Source organism: Micromonospora chokoriensis (assembly GCF_900091505.1).
Lineage (GTDB): Bacteria > Actinomycetota > Actinomycetes > Mycobacteriales > Micromonosporaceae > Micromonospora > Micromonospora chokoriensis.
In genome coordinates this window covers 506,867-522,615 of sequence record NZ_LT607409.1, presented here as the reverse complement: position 1 = coordinate 522,615, position 15,749 = coordinate 506,867, and the positions used below count along the sequence as shown (strand labels likewise).

Here is a 15,749-nt window from a genome sequence, read left to right as displayed (position 1 = left end):
AAGGCGGTGGTCGACATCGTCGCCGACACCGCCACCATCCCCATCTCATCATAATCTTTCACAATTAAACAGAGCCGAACATTCGTGGCCCTGCCCGTGCGATGTCCGGTGCGATGGGCGAACGGTGTCTACCATCTCTGTCATGCGGGAGGCGGCCCGTACCGGGCTTCGGCGACGCGTGCGGGTGCGGCCCCGCCGCGATCCCGGTCCGCTCGCCCGAGCCGTCGCCCGCGTGCTGGTCCGCGCCGCCGATGGTGCCACCCGACTCGTCACCGATCTGCTCGGGGCGGGCCCGGCGGCGGGCCGCGAGCGCATCTCCGAGGCAGACCTGCGGGACCTGGTCGCGGCGAACACCGTGCTCGACCCGGACGAACGGCGCATCATCGACGAGGTCCTCGTGGCCGGCGCCAGCCTGATCCGCGAGGTGATGATGCCGCGCACCGAGGTGGTCTTCCTTCCGGCGCGGCTGACCATCGCCGAGGCCGCCCGGCTGGTCCGCGCCGAGACGCACACCCGTTACCCGGTCACCGACGGCACCCACGACGACGTGGTCGGCTTCGTGCACCTCCGTGACGTGCTGCTGCGGCCGGACGCCGACAACCGCGTCACCGTCGGTGAGCTGGCCCGCGAGGTGAAGCGGCTACCCGGCAGCAAGCGGGTGCTCCCCGCGCTGACCGAGATGCGTCGGGAGGGCCAGCACCTCGCCGTGGTGGTGGACGAGTACGGAGGCACCGCCGGGATCGTCACCCTTGAGGACCTCATCGAGGAGTTGATCGGCGAGATTCACGACGAGTACGACGCCGCTCCGGACCCCGTACGCGCCGGTCTGCCCGCCGTGGTGGACGGCCGCCTCAACCTCGCCGACTTCGCCGAACGGACCGGGGTGGCGCTGCCCGCCGGCCCGTACGAGACGGTCGGGGGGTTCGTGATGGCCGCGCTGGGCCGGTTGCCGGTGGTCGGCGACGAGGTGCCGGTGCCCGCTGAACCGGACGAGGTCGCCGAGTCCGACCCGGCCGGACCGCCGGGCGGCTGGCTGCTTCGGGTGCTCGCACTGGACGGCCGCCGGGTGGCCCGGCTCGCGGTGTCCGCTGTCCGGTCGTCCGAGCAGCGCCGTGAGGACGACGCCGGGCAGCGCCGTGAGGACGACGCCGGGCAGCGCCGCGAGTCGGTTCGGGGAATCGGCCCCGGACAGGTGCGGGAGACGATGGCGGGGCAACAGCGCCGGTCCGTGGTCGGACCGACGCGGCGCGTCGACGCGGGCGAGGCACCCGAGGTCAGCAGCCCGACACCGGCGGGGCGCAGCCGACCCGCCGGCCCGTCATGACGGACCCGGTCGCTTGCTGACAGAATTGTCGCCATGTCCGACGTTCCCGCCCGCCCCCGCGTCTTCTCCGGCATCCAGCCGACGGCCGACTCGTTCCACCTCGGCAACTACCTGGGCGCGGTCCGGCACTGGGTGGCTCTCCAGGAGACCCACGACGCTTTCTACTGCGTCGTGGACCTGCACGCCATCACCGCGGGGCACGACCCGGCGCTGCTGCGTCAGCGCAGCCGGGTGGCCGCCGCCCAGCTCTTCGCGGTCGGGCTCGACCCGGAACGCAGCACCCTGTTCGTGCAGTCGCAGGTGCCCGAGCACCCGCAGCTGGCCTGGGTGCTCGGCTGCATCACCGGCTTCGGCGAGGCCAGTCGGATGACCCAGTTCAAGGACAAGTCGCAGAAGCACGGCAACGAGCGGTCGAGTGTCGGGCTGTTCACCTACCCGATCCTGCAGGCCGCCGACATCCTGCTCTACCAGGCCAACGCGGTGCCGGTCGGCGAGGACCAGCGCCAGCACCTCGAACTCTCCCGGGACCTGGCCCAGCGGTTCAACGCGACGTTCGGCCCGACGTTCACGGTGCCCGCGCCGCACATCGTCAAGGACACTGCGAAGATCACCGATCTTCAGGACCCGACGGCGAAGATGTCCAAGTCGTCGTCCTCACCGGCCGGCATCATCGACCTCCTGGACGACCCGGCCCGCTCCGCGAAGAAGATCCGGTCGGCGGTCACCGACACCGGTCGGGAGATCGTCTTCGACACCGAGACCAAGCCCGGTGTGTCCAACCTGCTCACCATCCACTCGGCGCTCAGCGGGCGCGGCATCGACGAGCTGGTGGCCGCGTTCGCCGGCCGCGGTTACGGCGACCTGAAGAAGGAGTTGGCCGAGGTCGTCACGGACTTCGTCCGACCGATCCAGGAGCGCACCCGCACCTACCTCGACGACCCGGCGCAGTTGGACAAGCTGCTCGCCGGCGGTGCGGAGAAGGCCCGCGCGGTGGCCGCGACGACCCTGCGGTCGGCGTACGAGCGGGTCGGGTTCTTCGCGCCCGTCCGCGGCGAGTAGCTCCACGTACAGGTGGGCGGGTTGGTGGCCGGAGGGGCGGCGCGAAGCGTGGATCGCAGTGGCGGGGTCTCGCCGACCGGTGACACCACCCAGATCGGCATCGCGGTGGACATTCCCGAGCCGTGGGGTGGCCAGCTCACCCGTCGGCGGGTCGAGGCCGGCGACCCGCTCGTGGTTCCCGCGCACGTGACGTTGCTGGGGCCCACCGAGATCCAGACAGCCAACCTGCCCGCCGTCGAGCAGCACCTGGCCGCCGTCGCCGCCGCGCACCTGCCGTTCACACTGCACCTGCGGGGCACCGGCACGTTCCGCCCGGTCACCCAGGTGGTGTTCGTCGCGGTGGCCGCCGGCATCAGTGAGTGCGAGTTGCTGGCCGCCGCCATCGCCGCGGCGCCGGGCCTGCATCGCCAGGCGCGCTTCCCGTACCATCCGCACGTCACAGTGGCACAGGACGTGGCGCCGGAGGCTCTGGACAAGGTGTACGAGGATCTGGCCGACTTCTCCGCGATGTTCGAGGTCGACGCGTTCACCCTGTTCTCGCACAGCGGGCAGGCCCGGTGGCAGCCGCGTCGGGACTACCGCCTCGGCGACTGACGCCCGTCGGCGACGCGCCGGTCGGCGAGCATCAGGAGCCGCCCTGCCACCACAGCAGTGGGAGATCGGCGAGGATGATCGCGTGAACGTGATCGGCCGGATCGAGGCGGGCATCGACCGCTGGGTGAGCGCCGCGCGCCACCGGTCGGGGCTCTTCGACCACGTGTGGCGGGCCGGCGCGCTGTACGCCGAGGTGCTGGCCGGGAGGCTGGCCGCCGCGATCGCCTACTACGGGTTCTTCGCGGTGTTCGCTCTCGCCCTGGTCGCGTACTCCGTCTTCGGCGCGATCCTGGAGGACAACGACGAGGTCAGCGCGGCGGCCGCCGATTTCCTCAAGGACAACCTGCCGTTCCTGGACGCCCAGCAGATCGCCAACTCCAGCAACACCGTCGGCGTGGTCGGTCTGGTCATCCTGGTCTTCACCGGCATCGGGTGGGTGGAGGCGATCCGGTCCTCGCAGCGGTTGATGTACCAGCTCAACCAGCAGCCGGGCAACCTGGTGATCCGACGGCTGGTCGACCTGGGTGTGATGATCGGCGTCTTCGTGCTGCTCGGCGTATCGGTCGCGGCGGTGGACGCGTTGGAGTCGCTGCTGCGCTTCCTGCTGCGCAGCACCGGTTCGGTCGGTCTCACCACGATCAGCGCGGTGCTCAGCGTGCTGGTCAACGCGGTGCTCGCCACCGCGTTGCTCGTCGCGGTGCCCCGGCTGCGGATGAGCAGGTCCCGGTTGCGCCCGGTGGTGTTGCTGGTGGCGGTCGGCATCACGCTGCTGAACACGGTCGGGCGGTACTACGTGGTGCGTACCGAGCGCAATCCGGCGTACACCGTGGTGGCCGGCGCCGTCGGTCTGCTGCTGTACCTCTACCTGCTCAACCAGTTGGTGCTGTTCGGCGCGGCGCTCCTCGCGACCTCGTCGAGCGGGCGGGTGGTGGACCTGGCGGAGGCCGCCGCGCCGCCGAGGGACGTGGACGAGGACACCGATCCGGGTACGCCGGGCGGTGCGGGCTGATGACGGAAGGTGCAGAGGTGCTGATCTCGGTCGACCCGGACTCGTCGGTACCCCCGTACGAGCAGGTGCGCGGGCAGCTCGCCGAGCTGATCGGTGACGGCCGGTTGCCGGTGGGCAGTCGACTGCCCACCGTCCGGCAACTCGCCGCCGACCTGCGGTTGGCCGCGAACACGGTGGCCCGGGCATACCGGGAGTTGGAGGCCGCGGGGCTGCTGGAGACCCGTGGGCGCAACGGCACCTTCGTCGCGCCCGGCCGGGACGACGCCGTCGACAGGTTGCAGCGGGCCGCCGCCGGGTACGCGGCCGAGGCGGCTCGGCTCGGCGTGGCCCCGGCCACCGCGCTCGCTCTGGTCCGTGCCGCCCTGGACGCCGCCCGCCCTGGCTGACCGACCACGGATAGGCCGCCGGACGGGCGGTAACTACGCCGAAAGGCGTCGTGCATCGTGTTCGCGGACCATGATGAGCCGGTGGGCGCACTCATGACACTGGACCTGCCGGCGGACTCGCCGCTCCTCGGCCTGCCGTGGATCATCACCTTCGGTCCACTCGGTGACCTCGACGAGTGGGAGCCGGTGGTCTGCGGGCCGTACGAACGGCCGCACGCGCTGGCGTTGGCCGAGGCGGTGGTGGCCGAGGAGCAGTTGATGGCCGTGGTGGAGCCGTTGCTGCCCGCGCTGTCGGCCGACGAGATCCGCAGTGAGATCGCCGCCGCGCAGGTTGCCGCGGAGGACGAGGCGCGTCAGGTGGAGGGGGCTGACCTCTACGGTGACTTCGAGGACGTGATCGACGAGGAGTTGGACGCTGCCGCCGACGAGGCGGGGCACGGCGAGCCCGCCGAGCCGCCGAACGAGGCCGAGGTGCGCGCCGGCTTCACCCGGATCGCCGCGCTGCTCACGGCGAAGTGACCCAGGGCGCTCAGCGGGTCGGGGCGGCGTCCAGCACGCAGAACTCGTTGCCCTCGGGGTCGGCGAGCACCGTGAACCCCGATCGTGCACTGCGCAACCCGTACCGCCACGAGGCACCTCCGTCGCGTCGATGCCTCGTGCCGTACCCCCGGTGGCGACGACGCACACATCGGCGTAGACGGACACCGGCGCCGCGCGGAGTCGAATCCGCGTGGCGCCGGTACCACCTCGCCCCCCACCACAAGGGGCCGGTAGCCCAGTCGCCCGTCGGCGCGGGGCACGACGGACGACCAGGTCGAGAAGGAGGTACCCCCTGAACGCCGTTCCAACCAGGTGTCCGCGCGGCGGTCGACGACCTGCTGGCCGGACCGGGCGTCGACGGTGCGGTCACTCCGTGGGTGGTCTGGGTGCAGAGCACACCCGCGACACCGTCGCCTCGCTGACGTCGGCCTGCTGGGCGATGTCGGACAGTCGGGCGCGCATGGCGGCGCGGTATCCGCAAGCTCTCCCGATGCCGTCCCGGCGACGGCGCGCGGGGACACGCCACGCCGACCCCCTACTACAAACCGTCGTTGATAGGAGAGGATGAGCGGCGTGGAAGCACTGCGACTAATCCTCCTCTATGTCCATCTGATCGGCTTCGCGCTGCTGCTCGGCGGCGCGATCGCCCAGTACGTCAGCGGTCCGATCCGGATCAACCAGGCCATGCTCTGGGGAGCGGCGATCCAGCTGTTGACCGGGATCGGGCTCTCCGCCCCGCTCCGCGACGGAGACGAACCGGCGCCGGCGAAACTTGTGACGAAGCTGGTCATCGCTCTGCTGATCTTCGTCATGGTCTTCTTCTCCCGGAAGCGGGACGCGGTGAACCGCGGTCACTTCCTGGCAATCGTCGGCCTGACCCTGGTCAACGCGGCGGTCGCGGTCTTTTGGCGGTAACGTCCGGGGAGGGGGCCGCCCCCCCGAAAAACGGACGTTGCGGACGCCTTGGCGCTTGCTTACCAGCACGAAGAGTGATGTGCCCCACGCAAGGGTTACACCCGGGTAACAGGCGCTCAACAGTCGTGCACGATTGTCGGCCGGTGGGTGGGCGCGGGCGTACGCTCCCGTCCGTAACGTGGGACAGCCGGCGGCACACCCGCAGGCCGGCTGATGGGCTGCCACCGCACAAGGCGCGGTGAGCAATGGGAAGGAGACGTCTTGCGCTCGGTGCGTGGGATGCGGATCGCCTCGATTATCGCGGTGGGTGGGCTCGCGCTCACCGCCGCCGCTTGTGGCGAGGCCCCCAAGGATGACAACAACGCCGGCAGTGGCGCCAAGAAGTTCAGCGCCTGCATGGTGACCGACGTCGGCGGCATCGACGACAAGTCGTTCAACGCCTCAGCCTGGAAGGGTCTGCAGGAGGCCAAGGCCGCCAACGACAACATCGACATCAAGTTCGTCGCGTCGAAGGCCGAGGCCGACTACGAGCCGAACCTGACGCAGTACGTCAACCAGAAGTGCAACTTCATCCTCGCGGTCGGCGGCCTGATGGCCAACGCCACCTCGAAGATCGCCAAGGCGAACCCGAACCAGGAGTTCGGCATCGTCGACGCGAACCCGGGTGACGCCAACGTCTACCCGATGCAGTTCGACACCGCCCAGGCCGCGTTCCAGGCCGGTTACCTGGCTGCCGGGATGAGCAAGTCCGGCAAGGTGGCCACCTACGGCGCGCTGCCGATCCCGCCGGTCACCATCTTCATGGACGGCTTCGTCGACGGCGTGGCGTACTACAACACCACGAAGAAGAAGAACGTCCAGGCGCTGGGCTGGAACAAGGAGACCCAGAAGGGCTCCTTCACCAACGACTTCGCCAAGCAGGACGAGGGCAAGAAGGTCTCCGACGCGCTGGTCGCCCAGGGCGCGGACATCATCATGCCGGTCGCCGGCGGCTCCGGCCTCGGCACCACCGCCGCGGCCAAGGCCTCGGGTGGCAAGTACAGCACCATCTGGGTGGACGTCGACGGCTGCGAGAGCACCCCGGACTGCTCTGCGATCATCACCACCGTGGTCAAGAACATCCCGGAGGCCGTCAAGGAGGCCGTGGTCAAGGCCGCCGCCGGCGACAAGCTGCCGGCCAAGCCGGGCTTCGTCGGCACCCTGGCCAACAACGGTGTCTCGATCGCCCCGTACCACGACTTCGACAGCAAGGTTCCGGCCGAGCTGAAGGCCGAGGTCGACAAGATCAAGGCGGACATCGCCGCCGGCACCATCACCGTCACCTCGAAGGCCCAGCCGACCAAGTGACAACCGGCCGGCCCCTCCGGTGAGATCATCGGTGGGGTCGGCGGGGACAGGTACGACCGATCGGCCGCTTCGGCCCTGCGGGTGACCGTGGGGTCGGAGCGGCCGATCGCGCACCACGTCGGCCGGGCCGTTCCGGCCGGGCAGACGGCAGCTAGGCTGCACCATCGCTCGCACTCCAGGAGGTTGCGCTGAGACTCGAACTGCGCGGCATCACCAAGCGGTTCGGTGATCTGGTCGCCAACGACCACATCGACCTGACGGTGGAGCCTGGAGAGATTCACGCCCTGCTCGGCGAGAACGGCGCGGGCAAGTCGACCCTGATGAACGTGCTCTACGGGCTCTACCAGCCCGACGAGGGCGAGATCCTGGTCGACGGCGAGCCGTTGAAGCTGAAGGGCCCGTCCGACGCGATCGACGCCGGGATCGGCATGGTGCACCAGCACTTCATGCTGGTGCCGGTCTTCACCGTCGCCGAGAACATCATGCTCGGCGCCGAGCAGACCCGGGGCGGCATCGCCGGTTTCCTGGACCGGCGTCGCGCCCGGCGCGAGGTCGCCGAGGTGTCCGAGCGCTACAACCTGCGGGTCGACCCGGACGCGGTGATCGAGGACCTGCCGGTCGGCATCCAGCAGCGAGTAGAGATCGTCAAGGCGCTCACCCGCGACGTCGACCTGCTCATCCTGGACGAGCCGACCGCGGTGCTCACCCCGCAGGAGACCGAGGAGCTGCTGACGGTCATGCGGTCGCTCAAGGCGGCCGGCAAGTCGATCGTCTTCATCACCCACAAGCTCGGCGAGGTCAAGGCCATCGCCGACCGGATCACGGTGATCCGACGCGGCAAGACCGTCGGCACCGCCTCCCCGGAGGCCAGCCGCGACGAGCTGGCCGCACTGATGGTCGGGCGCAACGTCCGGCTCACCGTGGACAAGGCCCCGGCCACCCCGGGCGAGCCGGTCCTGGAGGTGGCCGGTCTGGTCGTCGACGACGACCGGCAGGTCCGCGCGGTCGACGGGGTGGACCTGACCGTGCGCGCGGGTGAGGTGCTCGGCGTCGCCGGCGTACAGGGCAACGGTCAGACCGAGCTGATCGAGGCGATCATGGGCCTGCGGCCGGTGCTCGCCGGCACGATCAGCCTGGCCGGTGACCGGATCGACGGTTGGAAGCCCAAGAGGGTGCTCCGGGCGGGCGTCGGTTACGTGCCCGAGGACCGCAGCGTGGACGGCCTGGTCAAGGAGTTCACCGTCGCGGAGAACCTGGTGCTGGACATCTACGACCGTCCGCCGTTCGGCGCGGGGCTGGCGCTCAAGCCGGACGCGATCGCGGCGTCCGCGAAGGAGCGGATCGAGCAGTTCGACGTCCGTACCTCATCGGCCGACGCGGCGGTGGGCACCCTCTCCGGCGGCAACCAGCAGAAGGTGATCGTGGCCCGGGAGTTGTCCCGGCCCCTGAAGCTCTTCATCGCCGCCCAGCCGACCCGTGGCGTCGACGTCGGGTCGATCGAGTTCATCCACAGCCAGATCATCCACGAGCGGGACATCGGCACCGCCGTCATGGTGGTCTCCAGCGAGCTCGACGAGGTCATCGGTCTGGCCGACCGGATCGCTGTCATGTACCGCGGTCGGATCATCGGCATCGTCGGTCCGGACACTCCGCGCGAGGAGATCGGCCTGTTGATGGCCGGCATCAGCCCGGATGCCGCACACGAGGCCGTCGCGGCACCGGTCGCCGACACCTCCGTCGCGGCACCGGCCGCCGACCAGCCCGACGCACCCGCCGGCAGGTCCGGCGCGGCAGACGGTGACCCGGCGAGCGACGCAGGCTCCGCGAGCGAGGACAAGGCATGACCAACGCTTCCAACCCGCAGTCGGGCTCCCCGGACAAGGAGCCGGCGAGCGAGGCGCAGGCCGCGCAGAACGCGCTCGGCAACACCGAACGGGCCGAGGTGGCGACCCAGCCGGACCGTTCCGCCTCGAAGCCGGACCAGGACCCGGAGCCGAAGCCGAGCCTGGGCCGGTTCTTCCTGGACAACCTCTGGGCGGCCAACACCTTCACGGTGACGTTGCTGTCGCTGGTGCTGGCGATCGTGGTCGGCGCGGTGCTGATGATCATTTCCGATCCGGCGGTGCTGTCCACGTACTCGTACATCACCTCGCGCCCGTCGGACGCGATCAACTCCAGCTGGACCCTGGTCAGCGAGGCGTACGCGAACCTGTTCAAGGGTTCGGTCTTCGACCCCGAGGCGTTCACCGGCTGGTTGAACGGCACCAACGGATGGCAGCCGGTGCTCGCGCCGATCTCGGAGACGCTCACCTACGCGGCACCGCTGGTCTTCACCGGTCTGTCGGTGGCGCTGGCCTTCCGGGGCGGCCTGTTCAACATCGGCGCGCAGGGCCAGGCCACGATCGGCGTGATCATGGCGGCGCTGGCCGGTTTCCTGCTGCCGTTGCCGCCCGGCCTGCACCTGCTGGTGGCGGTGCTGGCCGGCGCGCTGGGCGGAGCGATCTGGGGATTCATCCCCGGCATCCTCAAGGCCCGCACCGGCGCGCACGAGGTGATCAACACGATCATGCTCAACTACGTCGCCACGTACTTCCTCACCTGGTTGATCGTGCAGAACGGCGTGCAGGACCCGACCCGTACCGACGCGATCAGCAAGGCGGTCGACACCTCCGCCCAGCTGCCCCGCCTGCTCGGCGACAACCTGCGGGTGCACGCCGGCATCCTGCTCGCCGTGCTGGCCACCTGGGCGGTCGCCTGGCTGCTGAACCGGTCGACGCTCGGCTTCGAGCTGCGGGCGGTCGGCGCCAACCCCGACGCCGCACGCACCGCCGGCATCAGCGTCACGCGGACGTACATTCTGATCATGGTCTTCGCCGGCATCCTGGCCGGTCTCGGCGGCTCGAACATGGTGCTCGGCTCCACCGCCAGCGCGCTGACCCCGCTGGTGGTCGCGCAGATCGGCTTCGACGGCATCCTGGTGGCGCTGCTCGGGCGGGTGAAGCCCTGGGGGGTCCTGCTGGCAGCGCTGCTGTTCGGGGCGTTGCAGGCCGGTGGCAACCGGATGCAGTCGTACTCCGGGATCTCCCTGGAGCTGGTGACAGTGCTCCAGGCGCTGATCGTCATCTTCATCGCCGCGCCGGCCCTGGTGAAGGCGATCTTCCAGCTCCGGGCCGCACGCGCCGCCCGGTTGCAGACGAGCCTGGCGAAGGGCTGGTAACTCATGTCCACCATGGCTGTCCCCGACGTCGCCGTCGCTCCGGTCGACGAGGGCTTCTGGACCCGTAGCCGCAAGGTCGGCCTCACGCTGCTCGGGCTCGGCCTGCTGGCGGCGGTGCTCTTCGGTGCGCTCGCCACCGACCAACAGGCCCGGTTCACCCTCAGCGACGACGCGGCCGGTGCCGCACTGGAGGTCAACGGCACGATCGGGGCGATCCTGTTCGGGATCATCACGATCGCCGCCGGCGCGGCGCTGCTCGCCGGTGTGCCGAAGCGGTGGTTCCTCCCGGTGCTCGGCGTCGGGCTCGTCGCCTTCGTGCTCTCGTTCCTCTGCTGGCAGGTGTCCGCCGCGCCGGCCGGGCAGAACTTCATGCCGCTGGTCAACATCATCCGGGGTACGTTCATCCTGGCCCTACCGTTGATCTTCGGCGCGCTCGCCGGGGTGCTCTGCGAACGCTCCGGCGTGGTCAACGTGGCCATCGAGGGCCAACTGCTGATGGGTGCCTTCAGCGGTGCGTTGTTCGGCAGCATCTCCGGCAGCGTCTGGGTGGGTCTGGTCGCCGCTGCCATCGGCGGCGCGTTCATCTCGCTGCTGCTGGCCGTCTTCGCCATCCGCTACCTGGTCGACCAGGTCGTCATGGGCATCGTGCTGAACCTGCTGGCGGTCGGCGTCACCGGCTTCCTCTACGAGCGGCTGATGCAGACGGACGCGGCGAAATACAACAGCGCGCCCCGCTTCAGCAACTGGGAGATCCCGCTGCTGAAGGACATTCCGGTGCTCGGGCCGGCGCTGTTCCGCGGCAACATCTTCCTCTACCTCGGGCTGCTGCTCGTGCTGGTGATCCACATCGGGCTCTTCCGCACCCGGTGGGGTCTGCGTACCCGCTCGGTCGGCGAGCACCCGATCGCCGCCGACACGCTCGGCGTCAAGGTGCTGCGGGTGCGCTACCGCAACGTGTTGCTGGCCGGCGTGGTCGCCGGCATCGGCGGCGCGTCCTACACGCTGGCGCTCTACTCGTTCACCAAGAACATGATCGGCGGTAAGGGCTTCATCGCGCTGGCCGCGCTGATCTTCGGCCGGTGGAACCCGACCGGGGCGCTGCTCGCCGCGCTCTTCTTCGGTTTCGCCGACCAGCTCGCCACCTACCTGGGTGCGATCAGCAGCTCGATTCCCAGCCAGTTCCTCGCCATGCTGCCCTACCTGGCGACCATCCTGGCCGTCGCCGGGCTGGTCGGCCGGGTCCGCGCACCCGCCGCCGACGGCAAGCCGTACATCAAGGGCTGACCCGCCCACCGGTTCGTCGATCATGGAGCTGTGGTGCCGCGCAAAACGTGTAAATCTACATTTTTCGCCCACCACCACTCCATGATCGACGCAGCTCACGGGCCGTGTGCCTCTTCCCGGGCGCGCAGCACCCTGCTCGCTCCTGACCTGGGCTACCTGGGCAGAATGGCGGCATGAGCGACATTGACTGGGCGCGGTTGCGCGCCGCCGCCACCGACGCGATGCGGCACGCGTACGCGCCGTACTCGACGTTCCCGGTGGGCGCCGCCGCGCTGGTCGACGACGGCCGTGTGGTGGTGGGTTGCAACGTGGAGAACGCCGCCTACGGGGTGACGCTCTGCGCCGAGTGCGGAGTGGTCTCCAGCCTGCACGCCACCGGCGGCGGTCGACTCGTCGCGCTGTCCTGCGTCGATGCCACCGGCGAGCCGTTGATGCCGTGCGGTCGCTGTCGGCAGCTGCTCTGGGAACACGGCGGCCCGGAGTGCCTGATCGAGACCAAGGGCGACCCGTTACGGATGGCCGAGCTGCTGCCGCACGCCTTCGGCGTCGAGGACCTGGAGGCCGTCACCGGGGAGACTCCGGTGCCGGTGGTCCCCGAGCGGCTCGCCGCGTGGCGCGGGCGCGGCACCGTCTTCGTGCACGCGGACCTGTCCGCCGGCCAGCAGGTCTGGACGGCTTACTGGGAGCGCTCGGCCGGAGACGACGCGGGCGCCGAGACCGGTGTGCTGGAGGAGGCGCCGAGCTGGGATGATCCGGCCGAGGCGATCACCTGGGGGATGGCACGCACGCCCCGGGTCGTGGTGGTGGACGAGACCGGCACGATCTTCTGGGCCGGCGAGGGGGAGCCGCCTGCGGAGATCCCTGTTCGCTGGGGTTGAGCTTGGGGGCGGGGGCCGACCGTGCCCGGCTCCGGGCGGTCAGGCTTGATCCCTCCGCCGGGCACGGTCGGCCCCCGCCCTGACGTGGTCAGCGGCCGTGGGTCGGGATCTGCAACAGACTAGGAAAGATCTTTTGATGAGTGGTTTTGCTGCTGTTGACGTCATTCGGGTCAAGCGGGACGGTGGGGTGCTGTCCGATGCGCAGATCGACTGGGTGGTCGACGCATACACCCGGGGGGCTGTCGCGGACGAGCAGATGTCCGCGCTGGCGATGGCGATCCTGCTCAACGGCATGACCGGGCCGGAGATCGCCCGGTGGACCGCCGCGATGATCGCCAGCGGAGAGCGGCTGGACCTCTCGGCGGTACGCCGGCCGACGGTCGACAAGCACTCCACCGGCGGCGTCGGCGACAAGATCACGCTGCCGCTCACCCCGTTGGTGGCGGCCTGTGGCGCGGCAGTGCCCCAGTTGAGCGGCCGGGGTCTCGGGCACACCGGCGGCACGCTGGACAAGTTGGAGTCCATCCCGGGCTGGCGGGCCACGGTCAGCAACGACGAGTTCATCGAACAGCTGGACAAGGTCGGCGCGGTGATCTGCGCGGCGGGCGCCGGGCTCGCCCCGGCGGACCGCAAGCTGTACGCGTTGCGCGACGTGACCGGCACCGTGGAGGCGATCCCGCTGATCGCCAGCTCGATCATGAGCAAGAAGATCGCCGAGGGCACCGGCGCGCTGGTCCTCGACGTCAAGGTCGGCTCGGGTGCCTTCATGAAGTCCGTCGACCAGGCCCGTGAGCTGGCGCGCACCATGGTCGAGTTGGGCGGCGCGCACGGCGTCCGGACGGTTGCCCTGCTCACCGACATGTCCACTCCGCTCGGCCTGGCGATCGGCAACGCCGTCGAGGTGACCGAGTCGGTCGAGGTGCTGGCCGGTGGTGGGCCGGCCGACGTGGTGGAGCTGACACTCGCCCTGGCCCGGGAGATGCTCGACGCCGCGGGCCTTCCGGACGCCGACCCGGCGGCGGCGCTGCGTGACGGCCGGGCGATGGACTCCTGGCGGGCGATGATCCGGGCGCAGGGCGGCGACCCGGACGCGCCGATGCCCGAGGCCGCCGAGGTCGAGGTGGTCCGCGCCGAGCGGGACGGGTACGTCGCCGCCGTCGACGCGTACGCCATGGGGGTTGCGGCGTGGCGGCTCGGTGCGGGACGGGCCCGCAAGGAGGACCCGGTCAGCGTGCCGGCCGGGGTGGTGTTGCACAAGCGGCCGGGTGACCCGGTGCGGGCCGGTGACGCCCTCTACGAGTTGCGTGCCGAGGACGCGACGCGGATCCCGGCGGCGTTGGCGGAGGCCGCTACGGCGGTGCGTGTCTCGTCGACCGCTCCGGCGTCGACGTCGCTGGTCATCGAGCGCATCGGCTGACCGAACAGGGGTCGGGGTGGGCATGGTGCCGATGACCTGGGAGCGCTATTGTCGCAGGCCAAGGGGGGACCACCGGCCCTGCGCCGGCGCGAGCAGACAGGAAGACCCGCCGTGACCGTTGCTGCCCCCGACCCACGTGAGGTGCGCGAGGCGAGCCTGGAGGAGTTGTCCCGGCTCGGCCTGCCTCTGCCGCCGGCCCAGTTCCCCTTGGTGTGGGAGCCGGGTGACGGGATCGACCTGCGGCCGACGGGGGAGATCGAGGCGCGGATCGCCGTCCTGCACCTGATCCTGGCGCGGTGCTTCGGGATGCCCCCGCAGGCGGCGATGAGCTGGCTGCTCGGCTCACACCTGGTGGAGATGGTGACCCCGCCGGAGTGGCAGTTCGTGATGGGCGGCAAGGGCGACCACCGCTCGTTCGTGCTGCACCACGACGCGCTCTTCGCGCTGGCCTGGGTGCTCGGGTTGAGCAAGCAGCTCGACCCGACGCTGGCCGTCGACGAACGGCTGGTCGAGCGGCTGCCGCACATCGCCGGAGGGGAGACCTTCCCGCACTGGCGCTCCCGGATCCTCACGGCGCCGCAGCACCCGGCGGACGCGGCGGCTCTGCTCGACCTGCACTACTGCCTGGACTGGGCCTACCTGGAGACCGAACGTGACGGCCGCCGGGCACCGGGCCTGGTCGACGCGAACGCGATCGGGCAGCGTCGCTGGGCACTGGAGTGGGCGGTGATCCTGCGCGGGCCGTACCACGACGAGCCCCCGGGTTGGGAAGAGGTCGACCTCTCCACCTGAGGTCAGCGGGGTCGGTACGCGGCCACCCGCACCGCGACCGTCACCCGGACGGGCTCGGGCAGTGCGGCCAGTCGCGCGGTGCGGGAGACCGGATCGGTGTGCCACGCGCTCGGGCCCATCCCGACCAGACTGGCGGCCTCCGCCCGGGTCAGGGCCAGCTCCGCCCGGTGCACTGTCGCACTGACCGGCGTGAAGTGCCCGCCCAGGCTGCCGGTCACCCGGTCCGTCTTCTCCGGGTCCACCCGGAGCAGGTCGAGCGCGTCCACCAGCTCGGCGAGGTGGTCGGCGTCCGGCGTGACCACGAGCAGGGTGCCGGCCGGATCGAGCACCCGGTGGAACTCCGGACCGTTGCGCGGAGCGAAGACGTTCAGCAGCACGGCCGTCGAGGCGTCCGCCAGCGGCAGCCGCTGCCAGGTGTCGGCGAGCGCGGCGGCGGCCCGGGGATGCGCGCGGGCGGCGCGACGCAGCGCCGGCTTGGACACGTCCAGGGCCAGACCCACGGCGTCCGGCAGCGCCGCCAGCACCGCGCCGAGGTACCGGCCGGTGCCGGCGCCGGCGTCCACCACCAGGGGGTACGCGTCGACGTCGGGTGTCGAGGGCTGGGAGCGTACCCCCGCTGTGGTGTCCTTTGCTCTGCTTACCTCCAGGCGACACCCCTGGTCGGCGACCGGTGCCCCGGTGGGAGCGGAGCCTGCGGGGCGTGACGTGTCGTGACGGCCGAGGGCCTCCGTGGCGGCGGTGGCGAGGGCGGCGGAGATGACGTCGTAGTGGCCGGCGGCCTGGAAGTCCTCCCGGGCCGCGATCATCTCGGCGGTGTCCCCGACGTGCGGGGCGCGACCGGCGAGCAGGTTGACGTAACCCTGGCGGGCGATGTCGAAGCTGTGCCGGCGCGGGCAGCGCACGGCCCGGGCGGTGCCCACTGTCGTCTCGCTCAACGGCTCGCCGCAGACCGGGCAGCGCATCCGGTGCAGGATCCGGGGATCCACG

At 70.7% G+C, this 15,749-nt stretch carries 15 protein-coding genes and 1 pseudogene; 14 read left to right on the top strand and 2 right to left on the bottom strand.

All coding sequences use genetic code 11. The features are described from left to right. The first annotated feature begins 142 nt into the window (after positions 1-142). The 6 genes from GA0070612_RS02390 to GA0070612_RS02365 all read left to right on the top strand — a co-directional run bounded on the left by GA0070612_RS02390 (position 143) and on the right by GA0070612_RS02365 (position 4,891). Positions 143-1,324 (top strand): hemolysin family protein, encoded by a 1,182-nt coding sequence (locus tag GA0070612_RS02390; protein WP_088986422.1) that lies wholly within the window; start codon positions 143-145, stop codon positions 1,322-1,324. A gap of 33 nt (positions 1,325-1,357) precedes the next feature. Further along, on the top strand, positions 1,358-2,383 hold the full coding sequence (trpS, locus tag GA0070612_RS02385) for a tryptophan--tRNA ligase (RefSeq protein ID WP_088986421.1): 1,026 nt from the start codon (positions 1,358-1,360) through the stop codon (positions 2,381-2,383). Positions 2,384-2,407: 24 nt separating this feature from the next. Then, positions 2,408-2,977 (top strand): 2'-5' RNA ligase family protein, encoded by a 570-nt coding sequence (locus GA0070612_RS02380; protein ID WP_088991218.1) that lies wholly within the window; start codon positions 2,408-2,410, stop codon positions 2,975-2,977. An 82-nt stretch (positions 2,978-3,059) separates the two neighbouring features. After that, complete coding sequence (locus tag GA0070612_RS02375; protein ID WP_088986420.1) at positions 3,060-3,986, top strand: YihY/virulence factor BrkB family protein; 927 nt, start codon at positions 3,060-3,062, stop codon at positions 3,984-3,986. Beyond that, on the top strand, positions 3,986-4,372 hold the full coding sequence (locus GA0070612_RS02370; RefSeq protein ID WP_088986419.1) for a GntR family transcriptional regulator: 387 nt from the start codon (positions 3,986-3,988) through the stop codon (positions 4,370-4,372). The genes GA0070612_RS02375 and GA0070612_RS02370 overlap by 1 nt, the downstream gene beginning before the upstream one ends. An 81-nt stretch (positions 4,373-4,453) precedes the next feature. Next, a complete protein-coding gene (locus tag GA0070612_RS02365) occupies positions 4,454-4,891 on the top strand; it encodes a hypothetical protein (protein WP_088986418.1) in 438 nt (145 codons plus the stop codon). A 417-nt stretch (positions 4,892-5,308) separates the two neighbouring features. Here GA0070612_RS02365 and GA0070612_RS02360 read toward each other — a convergent pair. Continuing rightward, positions 5,309-5,374, bottom strand: a pseudogene (locus GA0070612_RS02360) (LacI family DNA-binding transcriptional regulator); the annotation flags it as partial. Positions 5,375-5,485: 111 nt separating this feature from the next. Here GA0070612_RS02360 and GA0070612_RS02355 point away from each other — a divergent pair. The 8 genes from GA0070612_RS02355 to GA0070612_RS02320 all read left to right on the top strand — a co-directional run bounded on the left by GA0070612_RS02355 (position 5,486) and on the right by GA0070612_RS02320 (position 14,762). Then, positions 5,486-5,827, top strand: coding sequence for a hypothetical protein (locus tag GA0070612_RS02355; RefSeq protein ID WP_088991217.1), 342 nt, complete (start codon positions 5,486-5,488; stop codon positions 5,825-5,827). A 279-nt stretch (positions 5,828-6,106) separates the two neighbouring features. Then, positions 6,107-7,174, top strand: a complete 1,068-nt coding sequence (locus tag GA0070612_RS02350; RefSeq protein WP_088986416.1) for a BMP family lipoprotein — start codon at positions 6,107-6,109, stop codon at positions 7,172-7,174. A gap of 188 nt (positions 7,175-7,362) precedes the next feature. Then, the gene (locus GA0070612_RS02345; protein ID WP_231924583.1) at positions 7,363-9,018 is read left to right on the top strand and encodes an ABC transporter ATP-binding protein; all 1,656 of its coding nucleotides are present in this window, start codon (positions 7,363-7,365) and stop codon (positions 9,016-9,018) included. Beyond that, on the top strand, positions 9,015-10,391 hold the full coding sequence (locus GA0070612_RS02340) for an ABC transporter permease (protein WP_088986415.1): 1,377 nt from the start codon (positions 9,015-9,017) through the stop codon (positions 10,389-10,391). The genes GA0070612_RS02345 and GA0070612_RS02340 overlap by 4 nt, the downstream gene beginning before the upstream one ends. A 3-nt stretch (positions 10,392-10,394) precedes the next feature. Next, on the top strand, positions 10,395-11,675 hold the full coding sequence (locus GA0070612_RS02335) for an ABC transporter permease (protein ID WP_088986414.1): 1,281 nt from the start codon (positions 10,395-10,397) through the stop codon (positions 11,673-11,675). A gap of 173 nt (positions 11,676-11,848) precedes the next feature. Further along, positions 11,849-12,553 carry a cytidine deaminase gene (locus GA0070612_RS02330; RefSeq protein WP_088986413.1) on the top strand — a complete coding sequence of 235 codons (705 nt, stop codon included), beginning with the start codon at positions 11,849-11,851 and terminating at the stop codon, positions 12,551-12,553. Positions 12,554-12,689: 136 nt separating this feature from the next. Beyond that, positions 12,690-13,970 carry a thymidine phosphorylase gene (locus tag GA0070612_RS02325; RefSeq protein ID WP_088986412.1) on the top strand — a complete coding sequence of 427 codons (1,281 nt, stop codon included), beginning with the start codon at positions 12,690-12,692 and terminating at the stop codon, positions 13,968-13,970. Between the two features lie 111 nt (positions 13,971-14,081). After that, positions 14,082-14,762 (top strand): DUF4272 domain-containing protein, encoded by a 681-nt coding sequence (locus GA0070612_RS02320; protein ID WP_088986411.1) that lies wholly within the window; start codon positions 14,082-14,084, stop codon positions 14,760-14,762. Positions 14,763-14,764: 2 nt separating this feature from the next. Here GA0070612_RS02320 and GA0070612_RS02315 read toward each other — a convergent pair whose 3' ends face one another. Beyond that, entirely contained in the window at positions 14,765-15,748 is a 984-nt protein-coding gene (locus GA0070612_RS02315) for a putative RNA methyltransferase (RefSeq protein WP_088986410.1), read from the bottom strand. Between the last annotated feature and the right edge of the window lies 1 nt (position 15,749).

Bases quoted from the DNA above. Each gene is read 5' to 3' on its own strand.
- GA0070612_RS02335 (WP_088986414.1), top strand. From the start codon at position 10,395: ATGTCCACCATGGCTGTCCCCGACGTCGCCGTCGCTCCGGTCGACGAG.
- trpS (WP_088986421.1), top strand. From the start codon at position 1,358: ATGTCCGACGTTCCCGCCCGCCCCCGCGTCTTCTCCGGCATCCAGCCG.
- GA0070612_RS02325 (WP_088986412.1), top strand. From the start codon at position 12,690: ATGAGTGGTTTTGCTGCTGTTGACGTCATTCGGGTCAAGCGGGACGGT.
- GA0070612_RS02350 (WP_088986416.1), top strand. From the start codon at position 6,107: ATGCGGATCGCCTCGATTATCGCGGTGGGTGGGCTCGCGCTCACCGCC.
- GA0070612_RS02390 (WP_088986422.1), top strand. From the start codon at position 143: ATGCGGGAGGCGGCCCGTACCGGGCTTCGGCGACGCGTGCGGGTGCGG.
- GA0070612_RS02340 (WP_088986415.1), top strand. From the start codon at position 9,015: ATGACCAACGCTTCCAACCCGCAGTCGGGCTCCCCGGACAAGGAGCCG.
- GA0070612_RS02370 (WP_088986419.1), top strand. From the start codon at position 3,986: ATGACGGAAGGTGCAGAGGTGCTGATCTCGGTCGACCCGGACTCGTCG.
- GA0070612_RS02330 (WP_088986413.1), top strand. From the start codon at position 11,849: ATGAGCGACATTGACTGGGCGCGGTTGCGCGCCGCCGCCACCGACGCG.